At 64.2% G+C, this 20535-nt stretch carries 17 protein-coding genes; 14 read left to right on the top strand and 3 right to left on the bottom strand.

From position 1 onward, the window contains the following. Positions 1 to 63: 63 nt before the first annotated feature. The 4 genes from V5279_RS14530 (at position 64) to V5279_RS14545 (ending at position 6555) form a co-directional block, all read left to right on the top strand. On the top strand, positions 64 to 1446 hold the full coding sequence (locus V5279_RS14530) for an ethanolamine ammonia-lyase subunit EutB (protein WP_338698388.1): 1383 nt from the start codon (positions 64 to 66) through the stop codon (positions 1444 to 1446). A gap of 128 nt (positions 1447 to 1574) precedes the next feature. Beyond that, positions 1575 to 3161, top strand: a complete 1587-nt coding sequence (locus tag V5279_RS14535; protein WP_338698390.1) for a B12-binding domain-containing radical SAM protein — start codon at positions 1575 to 1577, stop codon at positions 3159 to 3161. Between the two features lie 4 nt (positions 3162 to 3165). Next, a complete protein-coding gene (gene eutC / locus V5279_RS14540; RefSeq protein WP_338698392.1) occupies positions 3166 to 3975 on the top strand; it encodes an ethanolamine ammonia-lyase subunit EutC in 810 nt (269 codons plus the stop codon). 195 nt (positions 3976 to 4170) lie between these two features. Beyond that, positions 4171 to 6555 (top strand): efflux RND transporter permease subunit, encoded by a 2385-nt coding sequence (locus V5279_RS14545; RefSeq protein ID WP_338698393.1) that lies wholly within the window; start codon positions 4171 to 4173, stop codon positions 6553 to 6555. Between the two features lie 81 nt (positions 6556 to 6636). Here V5279_RS14545 and V5279_RS14550 read toward each other — a convergent pair whose 3' ends face one another. Then, positions 6637 to 7137 (bottom strand): hypothetical protein, encoded by a 501-nt coding sequence (locus V5279_RS14550; RefSeq protein WP_338698395.1) that lies wholly within the window; start codon positions 7135 to 7137, stop codon positions 6637 to 6639. 404 nt (positions 7138 to 7541) lie between these two features. On the opposite strand from V5279_RS14550, the gene V5279_RS14555 reads away from it, so the two are divergent. The 10 genes from V5279_RS14555 to V5279_RS14600 all read left to right on the top strand — a co-directional run bounded on the left by V5279_RS14555 (position 7542) and on the right by V5279_RS14600 (position 18127). Beyond that, a complete protein-coding gene (locus V5279_RS14555) occupies positions 7542 to 7778 on the top strand; it encodes a hypothetical protein (RefSeq protein ID WP_166297722.1) in 237 nt (78 codons plus the stop codon). Between the two features lie 203 nt (positions 7779 to 7981). After that, positions 7982 to 8860 carry a squalene synthase HpnC gene (gene hpnC / locus V5279_RS14560; protein WP_338698396.1) on the top strand — a complete coding sequence of 293 codons (879 nt, stop codon included), beginning with the start codon at positions 7982 to 7984 and terminating at the stop codon, positions 8858 to 8860. After that, on the top strand, positions 8857 to 9693 hold the full coding sequence (gene hpnD, locus V5279_RS14565; protein WP_338698397.1) for a presqualene diphosphate synthase HpnD: 837 nt from the start codon (positions 8857 to 8859) through the stop codon (positions 9691 to 9693). Before hpnC ends, hpnD begins: the two co-directional genes overlap by 4 nt. Beyond that, a complete protein-coding gene (hpnE, locus tag V5279_RS14570) occupies positions 9693 to 10943 on the top strand; it encodes a hydroxysqualene dehydroxylase HpnE (protein WP_338698398.1) in 1251 nt (416 codons plus the stop codon). Before hpnD ends, hpnE begins: the two co-directional genes overlap by 1 nt. A gap of 66 nt (positions 10944 to 11009) precedes the next feature. Next, entirely contained in the window at positions 11010 to 12971 is a 1962-nt protein-coding gene (shc, locus tag V5279_RS14575; RefSeq protein WP_338698399.1) for a squalene--hopene cyclase, read from the top strand. Between the two features lie 71 nt (positions 12972 to 13042). Further along, a complete protein-coding gene (locus tag V5279_RS14580) occupies positions 13043 to 13702 on the top strand; it encodes a phosphorylase (protein WP_248114551.1) in 660 nt (219 codons plus the stop codon). Positions 13703 to 14041: 339 nt separating this feature from the next. Next, positions 14042 to 14686: a TetR/AcrR family transcriptional regulator gene (locus V5279_RS14585; RefSeq protein WP_338698401.1), complete on the top strand. Its 645-nt coding sequence runs from the start codon at positions 14042 to 14044 to the stop codon at positions 14684 to 14686. Beyond that, on the top strand, positions 14683 to 16371 hold the full coding sequence (locus V5279_RS14590) for an acyl-CoA dehydrogenase family protein (RefSeq protein ID WP_338698403.1): 1689 nt from the start codon (positions 14683 to 14685) through the stop codon (positions 16369 to 16371). The genes V5279_RS14585 and V5279_RS14590 overlap by 4 nt, the downstream gene beginning before the upstream one ends. A 14-nt stretch (positions 16372 to 16385) precedes the next feature. Beyond that, a complete protein-coding gene (locus V5279_RS14595) occupies positions 16386 to 17228 on the top strand; it encodes a class II aldolase/adducin family protein (protein WP_338698405.1) in 843 nt (280 codons plus the stop codon). After that, positions 17225 to 18127, top strand: a complete 903-nt coding sequence (locus V5279_RS14600; protein WP_338698407.1) for a Rossmann-like and DUF2520 domain-containing protein — start codon at positions 17225 to 17227, stop codon at positions 18125 to 18127. The genes V5279_RS14595 and V5279_RS14600 overlap by 4 nt, the downstream gene beginning before the upstream one ends. A gap of 60 nt (positions 18128 to 18187) precedes the next feature. Here the strand turns inward: V5279_RS14600 and hpnH are convergent, their stop codons facing one another. Together hpnH and ispH are read right to left on the bottom strand one after the other, a co-directional pair. Continuing rightward, entirely contained in the window at positions 18188 to 19348 is a 1161-nt protein-coding gene (gene hpnH / locus V5279_RS14605; RefSeq protein WP_166293577.1) for an adenosyl-hopene transferase HpnH, read from the bottom strand. Positions 19349 to 19393: 45 nt separating this feature from the next. Further along, positions 19394 to 20320 carry a 4-hydroxy-3-methylbut-2-enyl diphosphate reductase gene (ispH, locus tag V5279_RS14610; RefSeq protein ID WP_338698411.1) on the bottom strand — a complete coding sequence of 309 codons (927 nt, stop codon included), beginning with the start codon at positions 20318 to 20320 and terminating at the stop codon, positions 19394 to 19396. Positions 20321 to 20535 lie beyond the last annotated feature (215 nt).

Here is a 20535-nt window from a genome sequence, read left to right on the forward strand (position 1 = left end):
TGGCACGACTTTCGCAAAGAGGTGCTAGGCTATGCCGTCCCCAGCCCGCGACGCGAACTCCCCATGCTCTATCGTCACACAATCGATGCCACCAACTATGCATTCGACGATCTGCGCATCCTGCTTGCCAAGGCCTCGCCGCCGCGTTCCGGCGACCGATTGGCCGGCATTGCGGCCGACAGTGCGGAGGAGATGATCGCCGCGCGGCTTGCGCTTGCCAACGTTCCGCTCAAGCAATTCCTCGATGAGCCTGTGATCCCCTATGAGGACGACGAAGTCACCCGGTTGATCCTCGACAGCCACGACGTGGCCGGCTTCCTGCCGGTGTCGTCGCTCACCGTCGGCGGCTTCCGCGACTGGCTGCTGTCGGATGCCGCCACCCGTGATTTGATCAAGAAGATCTCGCGCGGCATCACGCCGGAGATGGTGGCGGCGGTGTCGAAGCTGATGCGCAACCAGGACCTGATCCTGGTCGCGAACAAATGCGAGGTGACGACCCGCTTCCGCAACACCATCGGTTTGCGCGGGCGAATGAGCACGCGGCTGCAGCCGAACCATCCGTTCGACGACGCCAGGGGCATCACCGCCTCGATCCTGGACGGCCTGCTGCTGGGATCGGGCGATGCCTGCATCGGCATCAATCCGGCGAGCGACGATCCGAATGTCATCGGCACCCTGCTGCGGCTCTTGGACGACATCATCACGCGGCTGGAGATTCCGACGCAGGGTTGCGTGCTGACCCATGTCACGACCACGCTCGGATTGATCGGGCAGGGGCTGCCGGTCGATCTCGTATTCCAGTCGATCGCCGGCACCGAGGCAGCCAACCGCAGCTTCGGCGTCGACCTGTCGCTGCTGCGGGAGGCCCGCGAAGCCGGGCTGTCGCTGCGCCGCGGCACGGTCGGCGACAATGTGATGTATTTCGAGACCGGGCAGGGCTCGGCGCTGTCGGCCAACGCCCATCACCAGGTCGACCAGCAAACCTGCGAGGCACGGGCCTATGCGGTGGCGCGCGCGTTCGATCCGCTGCTCGTCAACAGCGTGGTCGGCTTCATCGGTCCCGAATACCTCTACGACGGCAAGGAAATCATCCGCGCCGGGCTCGAGGATCATTTCTGCGGCAAGCTGCTCGGCCTGCCGCTCGGCATCGACGTCTGTTACACCAACCACGCCGAGGCCGATCAGGACGACATGGACAATCTCCTGACGCTGCTGGCGGCCGCCGGTGTGAACTTCATCATGGGCGTGCCGGGCGCGGATGACGTTATGCTGAACTATCAGTCGACATCGTTTCACGATGCGCTCTACATCCGCGACCTGTTCGGCCTGAGGCGGGCGCCCGAATTCGACGATTGGCTGCTGCGCGCAGGCCTTGCCGGGCCGGACTTTCGCCTCGTTGCCGATGCGGAGCGGCTGCCCGATCTCGCTGCCAGGCTCTTGACCTGAGGGGATAGCGCAATTCTGCAGAGCAACTATCTCGGCAGTGTGACGTTGGTAAGTGCCACAATGTTGAAGAATTTCTGGCCCAGCGTTCCGCGCTATGGTTAGATTTGAGGGTGCTTCGGGGTCATTCGATGAGAGCTGAGGGCATAAAGACAGCACGGCGTATCCTCTGCGTCTTTCCGCGCTATACGTCGTCGTTCGGGACCTTCGAGCACTCCTATCCCCTCACGGAGGGCGTCAAGGCGTTCATGCCGCCGCAGGGACTGCTGCTGATCGCGGCATACCTCCCCGAGACCTGGCTGGTCCGCTTCGTCGACGAGAACCTGCGGCCGGCGACGGCGGAGGATTTCGAGTGGGCAGAAGCCGTGTTCGTCAGCGGTATGCACATCCAGCGCCAGCAGATGAACGACATCTGCCATCGCGCGCATGACTATGACCTGGCGGTCGCGATCGGGGGGCCGTCGGTCAGTGCCTGTCCGGACTACTATCCCTCATTCGACTACCTTCATGTCGGCGAACTCGGTGACGCGACCAACGAACTGATCAAGCGCCTCGCGGAGGACACCAGCCGTCCTGCCGAGCAGGTGGTGCTCAAGACCCTCGATCGCCTGCCGATGACGGAATTCCCGCTGCCGGCCTACGAGCTCGCCGAGACCAAGAAGTATTTTCTCGGCAGCATCCAGTTCTCCTCGGGCTGCCCCTATCAGTGCGAGTTCTGTGACATCCCCGGGCTCTATGGCCGCAATCCGCGCCTGAAATCGCCGCAGCAGATCATCGCCGAGCTCGACAAGCTGCGCGCCTGCGGCGCGACCGACACCGTCTATTTCGTCGACGACAATTTCATCGGCAACCGCAAGGCTGCCAGCGAATTGCTGCCGCATCTGATCGAGTGGCAGAAGCGGACCGGCTATGTCACCCGACTGGCCTGCGAGGCGACGCTCAACATCGCCAAGCGGCCCGAGATCCTGGAGAAGATGCGCGAAGCCTTCTTCGTGACGATCTTCGTCGGCATCGAGACGCCGGATCCTGACGCGCTGAAGGCGATGCACAAGGATCAGAACATGATGGTTCCGATCCTGGAGGGCGTGCGCACCATCAATTCCTTCGGCATGGAAGTTGTCTCCGGCATCATCATGGGGCTCGACACCGACAAGCCGCAGACCGGTGATGCGCTGCTCTCCTTCGTCGAGGAGTCCCGGATTCCGCTCCTGACCATCAACCTGCTGCAGGCGCTGCCGAAGACGCCGCTGTGGGATCGCCTCGAAAAAGCGGGACGGCTGATCGATGACGACAGCCGCGACTCCAACGTGCAATTCCTGCTGCCTTACGAGGACGTGGTCAGTTCCTGGCGCAAATGCATGGAGCTCGCCTACGAGCCCGAGACGCTGTTTAGGCGCTACCAGCATCAATGCGACTACACCTATGCCAACCGCATCAAGGTGCCGGTCAGCCCGGAGATGAAGAGCTGGGCCAACATCCGGCGCGGCCTGATCATGCTGCGCAACATCTTCTGGAAGGTCGGCGTGCTCGGCGACTACAAGCGCGTGTTCTGGAAGTTTGCGCTCGGCCGGCTCAAGCGCGGCGACATCGAGGGGCTGATCTCGGCGACCCTGGTGGCACATCACTTGATCACGTTTGCGCGTGCAGCCTCCAGCGGCCGGCAGAACGCCTCGAACTACTCGCTCCGGCTGCGCGAGGCTTCCGTTCCCGCCGAATAGCAGCATGACAACACCGCCGGCGCCATCGTCCCCTTCGCCAATGTCCGCTTCGCTTGCCGATCTGCGCGAGCTCACGCCGGCGCGCGTCGGTCTCGGCCGGTCCGGGGCAAGCCTGCCGACCAGTGCGCTGCTCGCATTTACGCTCGATCACGCCCGCGCCCGCGATGCCGTCCACGCGGCGTTCGATCTCGGCGGGATTGCCGCCGGTCTTGCCGGCCTCGGCATCACGCCGCTCGAAGTGTCGAGCCAGGCGCGCAGCCGGCGCGACTATCTGCGCCGGCCCGATCTCGGGCGCATGCTGGATTCCGCATCGAGGCGGTCGCTCGAGAGCAGCGGCGTCACCGCGTGCCCCTGTGCCATCGTGATCGGTGACGGCCTGTCGCCGACCGCGGTCAATGTGCACGCCGTCGAATTGATCCGGCATCTCGTGCCGCGGCTTAAGGCCGACGGGATCGACGCCGGCGCGGTGATCGCAGCATCGGGCGCGCGGGTCGCGCTGGGGGACGAGATCGGCACGATCCTCGGCGCGCGCATGCTGGTGCTGCTGATCGGCGAACGGCCCGGCCTGTCGGCGCCGGACAGTCTGGGCGCCTATCTCACCTTCGCGCCGCGAATCGGCCTCACCGATGCCGACCGCAACTGCATCTCCAACATCCACCGCGCCGGGCTGAGTTATGCGGAAGCCGCATTCAGGATCTCTTGGCTTGTGCGTGAGGGCCTGGCACGCCAGATCACGGGGGTCGCGTTGAAGGATGAAAGCGGCGCAGGATTGTCCAGGAATACGCTACCGGGGTGTGACAAATCCGATACTTAGCGGCGGTTTTCGGCAGTTCCCGGCCGATTTAACATGTCGCTCGCGCTTGCGAGCAAGGGGGCGGACCTGTAAAACCGCGCCGGTCAATATTTGCGTGTTTTCAAGGACTAGCGCCGATCAGTCGCGCTCGCGAGCCTCATTCGCGCCCTATAACCCAAGCTAGACAGATCGCGCCGCTTCAGAACTGGACAGGGCATGCTCGAAAAGAATTCCGAAAGTCGGGTCCACGTCGAGAAGATCGAGGAGCCGCGGCCGGGGACTAGCATCGCATTCGGGTTGGAGCGTATCGGCCTGATCGCGATCAAGGCGCCGGTCCTGTCTGTCATCATTCTGCTGGCGCTGATGGTCGCGGCCGTTTTCGGCATCGAGCGCATCAAGATCGACGACTCGCTCAGCCAGTTGTTCCGTTCCAATTCCAAGGACTACAAGCAGTACGAAGCGGTCACCAAACGCTTCCCGGCAACCGAGTTCGACGTGCTGGTCGTGGTCGAGGGCAAGACGCTCCTCGCGCGCGAGAACCTCGAAAAGATCCGCGACATGGTCACCGACCTGCAGCTGGTCGAGGGCGTGCGCGGCCTGGTCTCGCTTTTTTCGGCGCGCCAGGCGCCCGAGCCCGGCAAATTGCCGGCCGCCCTGTTCCCGTCCGAGCTGCCGCAAGGCGCCGCCTACGACAAATTCGTCGAGACCGTCAAATCCAACGAGATCATTCGCGGCAAGCTGCTGTCCGAGGATGGAACGCTCGCACTGATCGTGTTGTCGCTCGAGCCTGAGGTTGTCGGCAGCAACAAGCTCTCCAAGGTCGTCGCGGACATGAGAAAGATCATGGCCGATGATCTCAGCGGTAGCGGGCTCAACGCCCAGCTCTCCGGCGTTCCAGTCATGCAGCTCGAAATCCGCAACGCGGTCAAGCGCGACGGGCTGACCTACAATATCCTCGGCATTCTGGCTGGCTGCATCATCGCCATCATCTTCTTCCGCAAGATATCGTTCATGGTGATCGCCGCGTTCCCGCCGATCATTGCGATCCTGCTCGCGCTCGGCGGCCTCGGCTGGGCCGGCTTCAATCTCAACATGTTCCTGAACGTGATGACGCCGCTCATCATGGTGATCAGCTTCTCCGACTCGATGCAGCTGACGTTTGCGGCACGCGACCGCCTGATCGCCGGCCAGGACAAGTACACCGCGTTCAAGAACGCGGTGATGGTGGTCGGTCCGGCTTGCGTGCTTACTCATGGCACCGCCGGCATCTCGTTCATCGCGCTGCAATTCTCGAATTCCGAACTGATCCGCAAATTCGGCGAGGCCGGGCTCGCCGCTACCATCATCGCGCTGATCGCGGTGCTCTCGCTGGTGCCTGCGTTCGGAGTGCTTCTGGTACGCAACGAAAAAGTGTTTGCGGTCAAATTCCAGGGCGCCGACGCCGGTGTCCAGGCGCTGCGCAATTTCTGCTACTGGATCGCGGTACGCATGGTGGGCCGTCCCGGGCTGTTCAGCCTGCTCGCGCTGATCGTCGTCGGCGGCCTCGGCATCATCTACGCCAATCTCGAACCGCGCTACCGGCTCGCCGATCAGGTGCCGGACAAGCGGCAGGCGGTGGCGGCGTCAAGCCGGCTCGACGCCAAGCTGACCGGCGCCAATCCGGTCGATGTGCTGATCGAATTCCCCAAGGGCCAATCGCTGTACTCGCCGGAGACCTTGAAGACGATCGCCGACGTCCACGCGATGGTCGAAACTGCGGCGGGCGTCGGCAACGTCTGGTCGCTGGAAACCTTGCGGCGCTGGCTCGCCGAAAAGGCAGGCAGCAATGACGTCGCGACGCTGAAGGAATATGTCGGCGTGATTCCCGAGCATCTGGTGCGCCGCTTCATCTCGGCGGATCAGGATGCGGTCGTGGTGTCCGGCCGGGTCCCGGATCTTGACTCGAGCGAGCTGCTTCCGGTGGTGAACAAGCTTGATAGCTCGCTGGACAAGGTGCGCGCCGAGCATCCCGGTTACGAGATCGCAGTCACCGGCCTGTCGGTGATCGCCGCGCGCAACAGCGCCAACATGATCGAAAAATTGAACCGTGGCCTGACCGTCGAATTTCTGCTGGTGGCGGTTTTCATCGGGCTGGCATTCCGCTCGGTCGTGGTGATGTTCTCCTGCATCCTGCCCGGCATCTTCCCTGTGGTGCTGTCAGGCACCGTGCTGTGGCTGCTCGGGGAGGGGCTGCAATTCGCCAGCGTGGTGGCATTGACGGTGTCGTTCGGCCTCGGCCTCAGCGCCACCATCCACTTCCTCAACCGGTTGCGGCTCGAGACCAAGCCGGGGGTCTCGCCGGAGCTCGCGGTGGAGCGCGCCACCGTGCTGGTCGGCCCCGCACTGATCCTCACCACGGTGGTGCTGGCCTGCGGCCTCGTCGTCACCGTGTTCTCCGACCTGCCGTCGCTGCGCCTGTTCGGCTGGCTCAGCGCATTCTCGATGGTCGCAGCGCTGGTCGCGGACCTCTTCATCCTGCGGCCGACCTCGATGTTCCTGATCAACCTGTCGCAGAAGCTCCGCGGCAAGGGCGGGCAGCCAGCGCCGATCGAAAAGGCCTGATCGGCCGATAAAAAAAGGCCCGGTTCCGAAGTGGTCGGAACCGGGCCATTTTTGTTCGCCGGAGAAATCGGTCGGGGAGCGTCAGCTCTTCGTCATCGTGATCGAGACGCCGCGGATCTCACCCTTGGAGTCGATCTGTACCTGCTTGAAGCCGTTGGTCTGCAGGTTCAGGTTTGCGGCAAAGCCGGACGCCTCGACGAACACGTCGATCCGCCCGCCGCCGGCGGTGCCCTGCAAATTGCCGAAGATATTGCGGCTGGCCTCGCTCCAATTGCCGGAGATCCGGTCGCCCTGGCTGGTGACGTCGCTGGAAAGGTCGAACTTGTAGCTGTCGCTCGCGCAATGCAGGCTCTGCTTCAGGCTCAGGCCCGAGGGCGCGACCTTGTAATCCGCCTTGCAACGAATGCGTTCGGTGGTGCCGTTGGACAACGCCACCGTGCCGGTTCCGCTCCAGGAGCCGGCAAAACCGGCGAACGGGCCGCTGGCCTGGGCATGGACTGCGGAGGCGGACAGCATGAGTGCGGCGCCGACGCCCACAGCCCTGAGAGCCTGCCCGGAAAGGCTGGAACCAAACAGTGTCATTGTGAATTTTCCCATCAAAATCAGCGCTTCCTTCGCAAGAAAGCGTCTCGCCGCATCGAAAGTTTAGTGTCACCGAAGAATGTTAGGTTCAAACGACAGAACGGCGTGCGCGACGCCGATATTGTCATCGAACAGAATCAGAAGCCTCCGGCTCGTGTGGCATCTAGCTACGCGCAAGCGCGATCCGCAATTGCCAAACGCGACAAAGTGATGGCACAAATCGTCGTTTGGAATCAATAGTTTATGCGGGGGTTTACAGCGCCGCAAATTTAGCCGCATTTAACAGTGCTTGTCGTCAATCCGTTGCCGCGTTACGTGGCGTCTGCAATCCCCAAAATCCGTCCCGGCCATGCCGAACCGCTTTTCGGGAACAGATTTTCTGCTGTCGGAAATGAAGGAATACGATGCGTAAATTTCTCCTGGCACTTGCCCTGTTGTCGATCCCGCTCTCATCCGGCGCCTCCGCCCAGCAGCAGCAGCGCGGTACGCCCGACGAGCAGAAGGCCTGCACGCGCGACGTGCAGCGTCACTGCCGCTCCGTGATCGATCAGGGCGATTTCACCATTCTCGCCTGCCTGCAGCAGAACCGCACCAAGATCAGCGCGGCCTGCGACCAGGTGCTGAAGACCCACGGCCAATAAGGCCCTCAAGGCCGCTTCAGGTCTCTTGGACCGCCGCAAGGCCCGTGAACGGCATTCCTGCCGGCCACGGGCCGGATATGCTGGCGGTCACAGATAGCATTGGTTTTGGTGGCGTATTCCCCTATATGGGGCTCGCAAATCCCCGCATGCGCCTGACCATTCGCGCCTGCGTCGTGCCATGACCAGTGTAGCCCAAATTTCCCATGACCACCGCGAGCGACCTGCGATCCGGAAAGACCCACCGCGACGAGAATTTCCCGGTCGCGTCGTGGATCATTCATCCGCGGCATCGCGCCCTGATCCTGGCCTTCTATAACTTCGTCCGCACCGCCGACGATATCGCCGATCACGCGACGCTGCCGGCCGAGGAGAAGCTGCGCTATCTCGACCTCATGGAGGCCGAGCTGCTTGGCAATGGCGCTACTCAGAAGGAGGCGGTCAATCTGCGCCGGGCGCTTGCCGAGCGCGGCATGCCGCCGCGGCATGCGCTCGACGTGCTGGTGGCGTTTCGCCTCGATGTCACCAAGCTGCGCTACGAAAACTGGGATGATGTGATCGACTATTGCCGCTACTCGGCGATGCCGGTCGGGCGATTCATGCTCGACGTGCACGGCGAGGACATTTCGACCTGGGCGGCGTCGGACGCGCTCTGCGCCGGTCTGCAGATCAACAATCATCTGCAGGACTGCGGCAAGGACTACAGGAATCTGAACCGCGTCTATCTGCCGCGCGACGCGCTGGCCGCGGCGGACGCGACCGTCGAGATGCTCGGCGAGGCGAAATCACCGCCGGCCTTGCTCGGATGCCTGCAGGCGCTCGCGGTGCGCACCGCGGCGCTGCTCGACGAGAGCAAGTCGCTCGCCGCCGAGGTGAAGGACTTCAGGCTCGGGCTCGAGATCTCGGTGATCCAGGCCTTCGCCGACAAGATCGTCAACATGCTGAAGGTGCGCGATCCGCTCAGCGAGCGCGTGCATCTCGGCCCGGTCGAACTGCTGCTGCAGAGCCTTGGCGGCGTCGCCGGCGAGACCGCGCGGCGCGCGACCGGACGGCGTGCGGTCTCCAGGACGGCGGCGGGCGCATGAGTGTCGAGGCGGCGGCCAACGCAAATTACGGAAGCACGGCATCGGGCAGCTCGTTCTATGCCGCGATGCGCGTCCTGCCGCGCGCGCAGCGCGAGGCGATGTTCCAGATCTACAGCTTCTGCCGGCAGGTCGACGACATCGCCGATTCCGACGGCCCGCGGCCGGAGCGGCTGGCCGCGCTGCAGCAGTGGCGCGACGACATCGACGCGCTCTATGCGGGGCATCCGCCGGAGCGCCTGAGGGACTATGTCGCGTCGGTGAAGACCTTCGGGCTCAAGCGCGAGGATTTCGTCGCGATCGTCGACGGCATGGAGATGGACGTGCCGCAGGATATCCGCGCGCCGGATCTCGCGATGCTCGACCTGTATTGCGATCGCGTCGCGAGCGCGGTCGGCCGGCTGTCGGTGCGCGTGTTCGGCCTGCCCGAGGACGACGGCATCGAACTCGCTTATCACCTCGGCCGCGCGCTGCAGCTCACCAACATCCTGCGCGACATCGACGAGGACGCCGGCCTCGGCCGCCTCTATCTGCCGCGCGAATGGCTCTGGCACGCCGGCATCACCAATAACGACCCGGCCCGCGTCACCGCCGACCGCGCGCTGCCGAAAGTGTGTGCGCCGCTCGCCGAGCGCGCCAAGATGCATTTCCAGAAGTCCGACGAGATCATGAAGCGCAATTCGCGCCGCGCGGTGCGCGCGCCGCGGATCATGTCAAAATACTACCGCGCGATCCTCGATCTCCTGATCGCGCGCGGCTTCACTGCCCCGCGTGCGCCGGTGCGTGTGTCCAAGGCGGCCAAGATCGGCATTCTTCTTCGTTACGCGATCATCTGATGCAAAAGACCGTTCATATCATCGGTGCCGGCATTTCCGGCCTCTCCGCGGCCATGCGACTTGCCAATGGCGGCTACAAAGTGTGCGTCCACGAGGCGACGCAGCAGGCCGGTGGCCGCTGCCGTTCCTATTTCGACGCCGCTACCAATCTGACTATCGACAACGGCAACCATCTCTTGCTGTCGGGCAACCGCCATGCGTTGAGCTACGCACGCTCGATCGGCACCGAGGCCGGTCTCGTGGGACCCGCGCGCGCGCAGTTTCCGTTCGTCGATCTTGCCGGCGGCCAGCGCTGGCAGCTCGACCTTGGCGACTCCCGCTTGCCGCTGTGGGTGTTCGACGAGGCGCGCCGCGTCCCTGACACTACCCTGCGCGATTATCTCGCATTGGCGCCGCTGGCCTGGGCCGGCACCGGGGCGCTGGTCGGCAACACCATTCCCTGCAAGGGCACGCTGTACGATCGCCTGGTGCAGCCGCTGCTGCTGGCTGCGCTGAACGTCGATCCGCCGGAGGGCTCGGCCGGGCTTGCCGGCGCCATCGTGCGCGAGACGCTGCTCGCGGGCGGGCAGGCCTGCCGTCCGCTGATCGCGCGCGACGGCCTGAGCTCGGTCCTGATCGAGCCGGCCGTGAAGTTGCTGCAGGAGCGGGGCAACAGCGTCCAGTTCAGTCACGAATTGCGTGCACTCGTCATGTCGGGTGATCGCGTCGGCGAGCTCGACTTCGGCGGCGGCGACAGGATCGCGCTGGCGGCCGGCGATGCCGTCGTGCTGGCGGTGCCGCCGCGCGCTGCGGCCACGCTGCTGCCCGGCCTGAAAACGCCGACCAAATTCCGCGCCATCGTGAACGCGCACTTCCGCATCGATCCGCCGCGCGATGCCGCGCCCATTCTTGGCGTGGTCGGCGGGCTCGTGGAATGGCTGTTCGCCTTCCCGCAACGGCTGTCGGTGACGATCAGCAATGGCGATCGCCTTGTCGACATGCCGCGCGAGGAGCTCGCGCAGGCGATCTGGCGGGATATCTGCAAGGCATCGGGCGTGTCCGGTGACCTGCCGCCCTGGCAGATCGTGCGCGAGCGCCGCGCTACATTCGAGGCGACGCCGGAGCAGAATGCCCTGCGTCCCGGGCCTGCGACGGCGCAAAGAAACCTGTTCCTTGCCGGCGACTGGACTGCTACCGGGTTGCCGGCAACCATCGAGGGATCGGTGCGGTCGGGGGATCGCGCCGCCGATCTGGTTTTGGCCAGGCGCTAGATTCGACCTATTGGAGCGACGCCGGCCAGCGTGGGCCGGCCCGCGATGAAGAGGATATCGAGCGAAATGCTTTCGAGAGATCACAGCGTCGCAGTCGATCCGGTCGCGCTGGAGAAGAGCATCTCCAAGGCAACCGAAGCGCTGCTCGGCTATCGCCAGTCCGACGGACACTGGGTATTCGAGCTCGAGGCCGACAGCACCATTCCGGCCGAGTACGTTCTGCTGCGTCACTACCTTGCCGAGCCGGTCGACGCCGGGCTCGAGGCCAAGATCGCCAACTATCTGCGCCGCACCCAGGGTGCGCATGGCGGCTGGCCGCTGGTGCACGACGGCCCGTTCGACATGAGCGCCAGCGTGAAGTCGTACTTCGCGCTGAAGATGATCGGCGATTCCATTGACGCGCCGCACATGGTGCGGGCGCGCGAGGCGATCCGTTCGCGCGGCGGGGCTTCGGGCAGCAACGTGTTCACGCGCTTCCTGCTCGCGCTCTATGGCGTCGTGACCTGGCGCGCAACGCCGGTGCTGCCGATCGAGATCATGCTGCTGCCGATGTGGTCGCCGTTCCACATCAACAAGATCTCCTACTGGGCGCGCACCACCATGGTGCCGCTGATGGTGCTCGCTGCGTTGAAGCCGCGTGCGAAGAATCCGAAGGGCGTCGGCATCGACGAACTGTTCCTGGAAGATCCGAAGTCGGTCCGGATGGCGCCAAAGGCGCCGCATCAGAGCGCGGGCTGGTTCTATCTGTTCCGCTCGCTCGACGCCGTGCTGCGCGCGATCGAGCCGATGTTTCCGAAGCGCCTGCGCCAGCGCGCCATCGACGCCGCGCTCGCCTTCACCGAAGAGCGGTTGAACGGCGAAGACGGCATGGGCGCGATCTATCCGCCGATGGCCAACATCGTCATGATGTATGAGGCGCTCGGCGAGGACGAGAATTTCCCGCCGCGCGCCATCACCCGCCGTGGCATCGACAAGCTGCTCGTGATCGGCGACGACGAGGCCTATTGCCAGCCCTGCGTCTCGCCGGTGTGGGACACCGCGCTGGCCTGCCACGCGCTGCAGGAGGCCGGCGGCGAGGACACCCTTGCCAAGGCCAAGCAGGGCCTCGACTGGCTGAAGCCGCGCCAAGTGCTGGAGCTGAAGGGCGATTGGGCGGTCAAGGCGCCGGACGTCCGTCCCGGCGGCTGGGCGTTCCAGTACAACAACGACCACTATCCCGATCTCGACGATACCGCCGTGGTCGTGATGGCGATGGATCGCGTGCGGCGGCACAGCGGGACCAGGGAATATGACGAGGCGATCGCGCGCGGCCGCGAGTGGATCGAAGGGCTGCAGAGCCGCGACGGCGGCTGGGCCGCGTTCGATGCCAACAACCTCGAATATTACCTCAACAACATCCCGTTCTCCGATCACGGCGCGTTGCTCGATCCGCCGACCGAAGATGTCACCGCGCGCTGCATCTCGATGCTGGGCCAGCTCGGCGAGACCGCCAAGAGCAGCAAGGCGATGGCCGACGGCATCGCCTATCTGCGCCGCACCCAGCTGCCTGAGGGCTCCTGGTACGGCCGCTGGGGCCTGAATTACGTCTACGGCACCTGGTCGGTGCTCTCAGCGCTAAATGTCGCAGGGATCGATCGCAACGACCCGATGATTCGCAACGCGGTCGACTGGCTGGCGTCGGTCCAGAATCAGGACGGCGGCTGGGGCGAGGACGCCGTCAGTTACCGGCTGGATTACAAGGGTTATGAAGCTGCGCCATCGACTTCCTCGCAAACGGCATGGGCTTTGCTTGGATTGATGGCAGCCGGAGAGGTCGAAAATCCCGCAATTGCGCGGGGGGTGGAGTACCTAAAGGCAACACAGACGGAAAAAGGGCTGTGGGACGAGCAGCGATACACCGCTACGGGGTTTCCGCGGGTATTTTACTTGCGATATCATGGCTACTCGAAGTTCTTTCCGCTCTGGGCGCTGGCGCGGTATCGGAATTTGAGAAGCACCAATAGCAGGGTGGTAGGGGTCGGGATGTGATTGTTGAGGCGGGGGCCGCCGAGACCGTGGGCAATAGAATTGATCCTCGGCCGGTATTGATTGTGACTGGATTGGTGCAGGAGGCCCGCATCGCGGCAGGGCCCGGCATGATCGTGATCTGCAGTTCAAGCGATCCGCAGCAGCTGCGTGCATTGCTGGCGACGCTGGATCCCATGACGTTCCGCGGCGTGATCTCGTTCGGCGTGGCCGGCGGGCTCGACCCGTCGCTGAAATCCGGCGATGTCGTGGTCGCGACCGAAGTGATGGCCGGCGATACCCGTTTCCTGGCGGCATCCGCGCTGAACGAGGAGATGATCGCCAGCGCCGCGCTGAAGCGCCGCAGGATCGTCCGTGGTGGACTTGCCGGCGTGGAAGAGGTGATTGCGGCGAAGGCCTGCAAGGCGGCCCTGCGCTCGATCACGGGCGCGGCTGCGGTCGATATGGAGAGCCATATCGCGGCAGCCTATGCCGCAAAGGCAGGCATTCCGTTCGCCGCGCTGCGTGTGATCAGCGATCCCGCGCACCGGGCGCTGCCCGAGCTTGCGAAATCCGCGGTGAAGCCGAACGGCGACATCGACCTGCGCAAGGTGCTGAGCGGCATTGCGCGCAATCCGCGCACGCTGCGGGCGTTGGTGTCGACCGGTATCGACTTCAACCGCGCGCTGCGCTCGCTGCGCAGCTGCCGCGGCTTCCTGCTCGGCAACGACGTGCTGGTGCCGGTGGAGGCCTGACAGGCCACCGGCGAGGCGCTGACGCCGAGATACACCCTCAAAAAAAGGCCCGGTCGCATCGCGATCGGGCCTTTTGTTTTGGTCGCTCATGAGCCGGCTTGATGCCGCGCCGTCCGGCTCCGCGCGTGCTCGGCGCGGACTTGTCCAGCCGGGTAGGGATCCCGCTGTTCCCGTTCCCGCCGCCTCAGGGCGTGGCGCTGGTCTCCACCGGCCACGCCCGGCGGCCTCCGGGGCGCCTGGTGCTGTGCTGCGACCTCAAGGCTCCGCCGAATGCTTGACAAGCACTGGCATTCGATCGACTATGAATTATGATCCTCTATTCATGAATTAAGGTTCATTATGGCAATCGCTGCGGTTCGCCTCAATCAACTCGTCGAAACCAAGGCGCGCATCCTGGATGCCGCCAAGGAGGCGGTGGCGTTGAGTGGCTGGAAGGATGCCCAGATCGCCCTGATCGCCTCACGGGCCGGCGTGGCCACCGGCAGCGTGTACCGCTACTTCGACTCCAAGGCGGACCTCTACGCGCAGGTGCTGGGGCTCGTTTCGGAGCGCGAGGTGGCCGTGGTCGCCGCCATCGTCGAGGCCGAAGGATCTGCGTCGCAGTGTCTGGTGGACGCGATCTACACCTTCTCGGTCCGCGCGATGCGCGGCCGCCGTCTGGCCTACGCGCTGATCGCCGAACCCTGTGAACCCGAGATCGACGCGGCGCGCCTGAAATACCGCGCGGCACTGGCCGATCAGATCGCACGGCTGGTCCGGCGCGGCATCGCCAGCGGTGAATTCGTCGAGATCGACGCCAACGTCGCGGCGTCCTGCGTGACCGGCGCTTTCATGGAGGCGCTGGTTGGTCCTCTGGCGCCCGAAGCGGCTCCCGATTCCGACGCGGCCAAGGCGATCGCACAATCGATCGCAGGGCTTTCCGCCCGCATGCTGTTTCGCCACGCCACGCCTGAATTGACCCCTGGATCGAGAGTCTCCGCATGAATGCGCGTGTCCAGCCGGTTGCCGTCGCGGCAACGAAAGCCAGTTCGTTTGCAACCCACGAAGTCCGCAATCAGGCGCGGCCGGCGACAGGCTTCAACGCGTTCGACGATGATCCTGCGTTGAGCGGCCTGATCGCAAAGTTCACGCCGTGGGCAAAGGATAAGCTCTCTACGCTCGGAGCCCATGCCGGCTGCGAACCCGTGCAGGAAGCGGCGAGGCTTGCCAACGAGCACGAACCAAAACTCTTGACCCATGACCGGTATGGCAACCGAAACGACTGGGTCGAATTTCATCCGGCCTGGCATCAATTGATGGCGCTGGCGTTCCAGAGCGAGGTCCATAGCCTCGCCTGGTCGACGCGCGAACCGCATGGACATTTGGCCCGCGCGGCGCTGAGCTATCTCTGGAATCAGATCGAGAACGGCGTCGGTTGCCCCACGGGAATGGCTTACGCCGCGATCGCCGGATTTTCCGGCAAGCCGCAATTCAGTCTGTGGCGGGAGCGAACGCTCGCTTCGGACTACGATCCGCGGCGGCTCCCGATCGAGGACAAGCGTGCGGCGGTCATCGGCTACGCGATGACCGAGAAGCAGGGCGGCTCCGACCTGCGCGAGACCCAGACCACCGCACGCTTCGTCGAGCGCGGCGCGCATGGCGAGATCTATGCGATCACCGGCCACAAATGGTTCTTCTCGGTGCCGGTCGCCGATGGGTTCTACACGCTGGCGCAGACCCAATCCGGTGTCAGCTGCCTGTTCGTACCGCGCCTGCTGCCGGACGGCAGCGCCAACCGCGTCCACATACAGCGTCTGAAGGACAAGTGCGGCAACCGTTCCAACGCCTCGAGCGAGATCGAATATCACGACACCTGGTCGATCCTGGTCGGTGAAGAAGGGCGCGGCATCCGGGAAATCCTTTCGCATGCGCATCTGACCAGGCTGGATTTCGCGGTCGGCTCCGCCGGCCTGATGCGGCAGGCGTTGAGCCTGGCCTTGAACCACGCGCAAACGCGAACGGCGTTCGGCAAGCCGATGGCCGAGCTTCCGATGCAGCGCAACGTGCTCGCCGACCTCGCGCTCGAGAGCGAGGCGGCGATGCTTGGCGCATTCCGGGTCGCGCGTGCGACCGATGGCCTGCAAACCAGCGAGCACGAACGGCTGCTGGCGCGGGTCGCCACTCCAGTGATGAAGTTCTGGAATTGCCAGCGCGCCCCTTCGTTCACCTACGAGTGCTTGCAGGTGCATGGCGGCAACGGCTTCATCATGGAGAACCCGATGGCGCGGCTCTATCGCGAGGCGCCGCTGAACTCGATCTGGGAAGGCACCTCGAACATGATGTGCATGGACGTGCTGCGGGCCATGCAACGCGATGCAAACTGCCGCGATGCATTCGTCGACGAACTGCGCGCCAGCAGGGGCCTCAACCCGACCTATGACAGGAGCACGGACGATCTCGCCGATCGACTGTGTGCGCGCTATCCGGACGACGGGCATGCGCGGGCGCTGGTCACCCGCATGGCGCATGCGTTGCAGGCTGCCGAGATGTTGCGGCATGGCGACGCGGCTGCCGCCGATCTGTTCGTGCAATCCAGGCTTGGCGCGGACGGCATGCACGTGTTCGGCACGCTGCCATCGTCGGACGGCCTCAGCCGTATCGTCGCGCGCGCCTCCGTCATCCGTCACTAGGGAAGCCCAGTCACATGCGTCAGAGCGAAGTTTGTGCCGTCAACGACATCAGGGCCGTTGTGGGCGAAGAGGAATGGGCGACACGGGTCGATCTCGCGGCGTGCTACCGTCTGGTCGCACTCTATGGAATGACCGACCTGATCTACAACCACCTCAGCGCGCAAATCCCGGGGCATGACGATCAGTACCTGATCAATCCCTACGGCATGCTGTACGAGGAAATCACGGCGTCGAGCCTCGTCAAGATCGACATCGAGGGCCGCACCCTGCTGCAGCCCGACCACCGCTACAACGTCAACGTCGCCGGTTTCTATCTGCATGCCCCGATCCATCGCGCGCGGCCCGACGTGAAGTGCGTCCTGCATACCCACACCAGGGCGGGCACGGCGGTCAGCGCGTTGGCCGAGGGGCTGCTTCCACTGTCGCAGACGGCGATGCGGTTTCACGGGCGGATCGGCTATCACGATTTTGAGGGGCCGGCGATCGATCGCGACGAATGCGATCGGGTCGTCGCCGATCTCGGCCGCAACAACGTACTGGTGTTGCGCAATCATGGCCTCTTGGTCTGCGGCAACACGATTCAGCAGGCGTTCAACGCGATCTACTGGCTGGAGCAGGCGTGCCGGATCCAGGTCGATGCGCTTGGCTGCGGCCGGCCGCTGCACGCGCCGACCGAACTCGCGATCGACAACACGGTGACCTGCTTCGCCGGCACCGAGATCACGCTCGACAACGAGCGCGACACCAATCCGGTGTTGAATGAAACAGCGCAAAATCAGCAGGCCGGTTACGGCCTGCTGGAATGGCCGGCGTTGCGGCGCCGGCTCGACCGCATCGACGGGAGCTATGCGCAATGAGCACGTCGCTGGCAGCGCTGCGGATCGGCTTCATCGGCGCCGGCCGCGTCGCGCAAACGCTCGCGCCGGCGTTCGCCGGCGCGGATCTGAACGTTGCGGCCTTCTACAACCGCGGCCGTGATGCCGCGCAGCAGCTCGGATCCCGCGTGCCGTCGGCGCGGTCGATGACGCACGCGCAGCAGGTCGTGGACAGCTGCGATATGGTTTTCCTGACGGTGAGCGATGACGCGATCCTGCCGGTCTGCCGCGATTTGCGCTGGGAGCCGCGTCACCGCGTGGTCCATTGCAGCGGCGCGACCGAGCTGGCGGCGCTCGATCATGCGAAAGCCGCGGGCGCAGCAACCGGCGGATTTCATCCAATGCAGATGTTTGCAAATCCCGACGTCGCGCTCGAGGGATTGCGCGGATGCACCGTCGGCATCGAGGCAGAACCCGACTTCAGGCGCGACCTCGAACATCTCGCTGTCAGCATCGGCTGCGAACCGTTGGCGCTGCCGGCCGGCGTGCGGGCGCTCTATCATGCTTCGGCCTATTATGTCGGTCCGTTCCTGATCGCGCTGCTCAAGGAGGGCGTCGAGCTCTGGAAGAGCTTTGGCGCCAGCGAGGCCGACGCGCTGCGTGCGATGATGCCGCTGTTGCGCGGGACGGTCGCGGCGGTTCTCGACGGTGGCCTAGCCAACGGCATGGGCGGCTGCGTGGCGCGCGGCGACGTTGGAACGATCCTCAAGCACCTCCGAGCCCTGGACGAGCGCTTTCCTCCCTCGGGCGCGCTGTATCGCGAACTGGCCCTGCGCAATGTCCCGCTCGGGATCGAGCGCGGCACACTCAGCGCACCGCGCGCGGCAGAGATCGAGAAGGTGCTTCGACGGAGTAGCCGGGAAGAGCAGGCGGTCTCCTGATCGAAAAAAGGCCCCGGTTCGCTGAACCGAGGCCTTTTATCATTCTGCTCACACAAAGCCTTAGGCGGCGGTGGAAGCCTTCTGCTGCTGCTTGGCGGCGGCAGCCGCGGCCTCGTCGCGGCGGATATCCGAGAGCTTCTTCTGGACCTGCTCGGCGAAGATGTACTGCGCCGGACGCTGCTTCGACATGTCGATCTCGGGCGCCATCGGGCCGGTCGTCCTGATGCCGCGCAGTGCCACCCACATCGCCTTCAGCGGATTGTTGATCGCAGCGGTCGCCGCGGTCGGCTCGTAGCCGCAATGCGCCATGCAGTCGGCGCACTTCTCATACTTGCCGGTGCCGTAGGTCTCCCAATCGGTGGTGTCCATCAGCTCCTTGAAGGTCTTGGCGTAGCCTTCACCGAGCAGATAGCAGGGCTTCTGCCAGCCGAAGATATTGCGCGCCGGCATACCCCAAGGCGTGCACTCGTATTCCTGGTTGCCGGCGAGGAAGTCGAGGAACAGACCGGAATGCATGAAGTTCCACTTCTTGCCCTTGCCGAGCGCAAAGACGTCGCGGAACAGCTTCTTGGTCTTGGTGCGGTTCAGGAAGTGCTCCTGGTCGGGCGCACGCTCATAGGCGTAACCCGGCGACATCGAGACGCCGACGCCGAGCTCGGTGGTGAAGTCGAGGAACTTTGCGATCTCCTCGGCCGGATGGCCGTCGAAGATGGTGGCGTTGACGTTGACCGTGAAGCCGCGCGCCTTCGCCGCCTTGATCGCGGAGACGGCGCGATCGAACACGCCCTTCTGCGACACCGCCTTGTCGTGATGATCCTTCAGGCCGTCGAGATGCACCGAGAAGAACAGGTAGGGCGACGGCTCGAACAGATCGAGCTTCTTCTCGAGCAGCAGCGCGTTGGTGCACAGCGAGACGAACTTCTTGCGCGCGACGAGGCCGCGCACGATCTCGCCGATCTCCTTGTGGATCAGCGGCTCGCCGCCGGGAATTGCCACCATCGGCGCGCCGCATTCATCGGCTGCGTCCCAGCATTCCTGCGCAGTCATGCGGCGATTGAGGATCGCATCCGGATAGTCGATCTTGCCACAGCCGACGCAGGCGAGGTTGCAACGGAACAGGGGTTCCAGCATCAGCACGAGCGGATAGCGTTTGCGGCCAAGCAGCTTCTGCTTGATCAGATAACCGCCGATACGCATTTCCTTGAAGAACGGTATAGCCATTAGACGATTTTCTTTCTGCACTTATCAAAGGGAAGTGGGTTCAGATCAGCCCGCAGTCAGTTCGGCCGGCAGCCGGAATTCGATATTCTCTTCGCGGCCCGGAACGACCGAGACCGACACCGGTCCGATGCGCCGCAGGGCCTCGATCACATCGTCGACCAAAACTTCGGGCGCTGAAGCGCCCGCGGTGATGCCGACGGCCTTCGCATCCTTCAGCCAATCCGGGTTGAGCTCGCTCCCATCGGCAATCAGATAACTCGCGACGCCGACCTCGGTGCCGATTTCGCGAAGCCTGTTCGAGTTGGAACTATTGGCGGCCCCCACCACCAAAATGACGTCCACCAGCTTGCTTAGGTCCCTTACCGCAGATTGGCGGTTCTGTGTCGCATAGCAGATATCCCTGATGTCCGGGCCTTGAATATCTGTAAATTTTGCCTGAAGGGCCGCGATTATGTCCCTGGTGTCGTCCACGGACAACGTGGTCTGGGTGATGTAGGCGACCGGGGCGTCGGTCGGTAGCCTCAGTTCTGCCACATCCTGGACGCTCTGGACCAGCAGGACCGGCCCTGGAACCTGCCCCATGGTGCCCTCGACCTCGGGGTGGCCGGCATGCCCGATCAGGATCAGGGCGCGGCCCTTCGAGATATAGCGTTTGCCCTGGTTGTGGACCTTCGTCACAAGCGGGCAGGTGGCATTGAGCACGGGCAGGTCGCGCTCGGCGGCCTCCTGCTCGACGCTCCTCGCCACGCCATGGGCGCTGAAGACGGTCACGGCTTTGGCCGGCACTTCCGACAGGTCCTCGACGAAGATCGCGCCCTTCTTCTTCAGGCTTTCGACCACGTATTTGTTGTGAACGATCTCGTGACGGACATAGACCGGCGGGCCATACTTCTGCAGCGCGCGTTCGACGATCTCGATCGCGCGCACCACGCCCGCACAGAAGCCGCGCGGCTGAGCAAGAAAAACTTCCATCGGACTTTCGCTACGCAAATTGCACCAATCTCATTCAATGCCCTGCGGCCGTTTCGGCAACGCACTCCACACGTCGGACGCCGCAACGTCAGTTGCAATGTCCGCACCATCACAGGTCCTGCACGGGATCCGTGCCCCAAGCGCATGGAAATACAGGCTTTTGTGGCAAAAAGGTAGCGCCTCGCGCGGGTGGGCGGTCAACCAGGAGGGGTGTA

It is taken from the genome of Bradyrhizobium sp. 26S5 (assembly GCF_036923295.1).
Classification (GTDB): domain Bacteria; phylum Pseudomonadota; class Alphaproteobacteria; order Rhizobiales; family Xanthobacteraceae; genus Bradyrhizobium; species Bradyrhizobium septentrionale.

Excerpts from the sequence above, each read along its gene's own strand:
- hpnH (WP_166293577.1), bottom strand. The coding sequence starts at position 19,348 with ATGGCTATACCGTTCTTCAAGGAAATGCGTATCGGCGGTTATCTGATC.
- V5279_RS14590 (WP_338698403.1), top strand. The coding sequence starts at position 14,683 with ATGAATGCGCGTGTCCAGCCGGTTGCCGTCGCGGCAACGAAAGCCAGT.
- V5279_RS14595 (WP_338698405.1), top strand. The coding sequence starts at position 16,386 with ATGCGTCAGAGCGAAGTTTGTGCCGTCAACGACATCAGGGCCGTTGTG.
- hpnC (WP_338698396.1), top strand. The coding sequence starts at position 7,982 with ATGACCACCGCGAGCGACCTGCGATCCGGAAAGACCCACCGCGACGAG.
- V5279_RS14585 (WP_338698401.1), top strand. The coding sequence starts at position 14,042 with ATGGCAATCGCTGCGGTTCGCCTCAATCAACTCGTCGAAACCAAGGCG.
- V5279_RS14535 (WP_338698390.1), top strand. The coding sequence starts at position 1,575 with ATGAGAGCTGAGGGCATAAAGACAGCACGGCGTATCCTCTGCGTCTTT.
- shc (WP_338698399.1), top strand. The coding sequence starts at position 11,010 with ATGCTTTCGAGAGATCACAGCGTCGCAGTCGATCCGGTCGCGCTGGAG.
- eutC (WP_338698392.1), top strand. The coding sequence starts at position 3,166 with ATGACAACACCGCCGGCGCCATCGTCCCCTTCGCCAATGTCCGCTTCG.
- V5279_RS14555 (WP_166297722.1), top strand. The coding sequence starts at position 7,542 with ATGCGTAAATTTCTCCTGGCACTTGCCCTGTTGTCGATCCCGCTCTCA.
- hpnD (WP_338698397.1), top strand. The coding sequence starts at position 8,857 with ATGAGTGTCGAGGCGGCGGCCAACGCAAATTACGGAAGCACGGCATCG.
- V5279_RS14550 (WP_338698395.1), bottom strand. The coding sequence starts at position 7,137 with ATGACACTGTTTGGTTCCAGCCTTTCCGGGCAGGCTCTCAGGGCTGTG.
- hpnE (WP_338698398.1), top strand. The coding sequence starts at position 9,693 with ATGCAAAAGACCGTTCATATCATCGGTGCCGGCATTTCCGGCCTCTCC.
- V5279_RS14545 (WP_338698393.1), top strand. The coding sequence starts at position 4,171 with ATGCTCGAAAAGAATTCCGAAAGTCGGGTCCACGTCGAGAAGATCGAG.
- ispH (WP_338698411.1), bottom strand. The coding sequence starts at position 20,320 with ATGGAAGTTTTTCTTGCTCAGCCGCGCGGCTTCTGTGCGGGCGTGGTG.
- V5279_RS14600 (WP_338698407.1), top strand. The coding sequence starts at position 17,225 with ATGAGCACGTCGCTGGCAGCGCTGCGGATCGGCTTCATCGGCGCCGGC.
- V5279_RS14530 (WP_338698388.1), top strand. The coding sequence starts at position 64 with ATGCTCTATCGTCACACAATCGATGCCACCAACTATGCATTCGACGAT.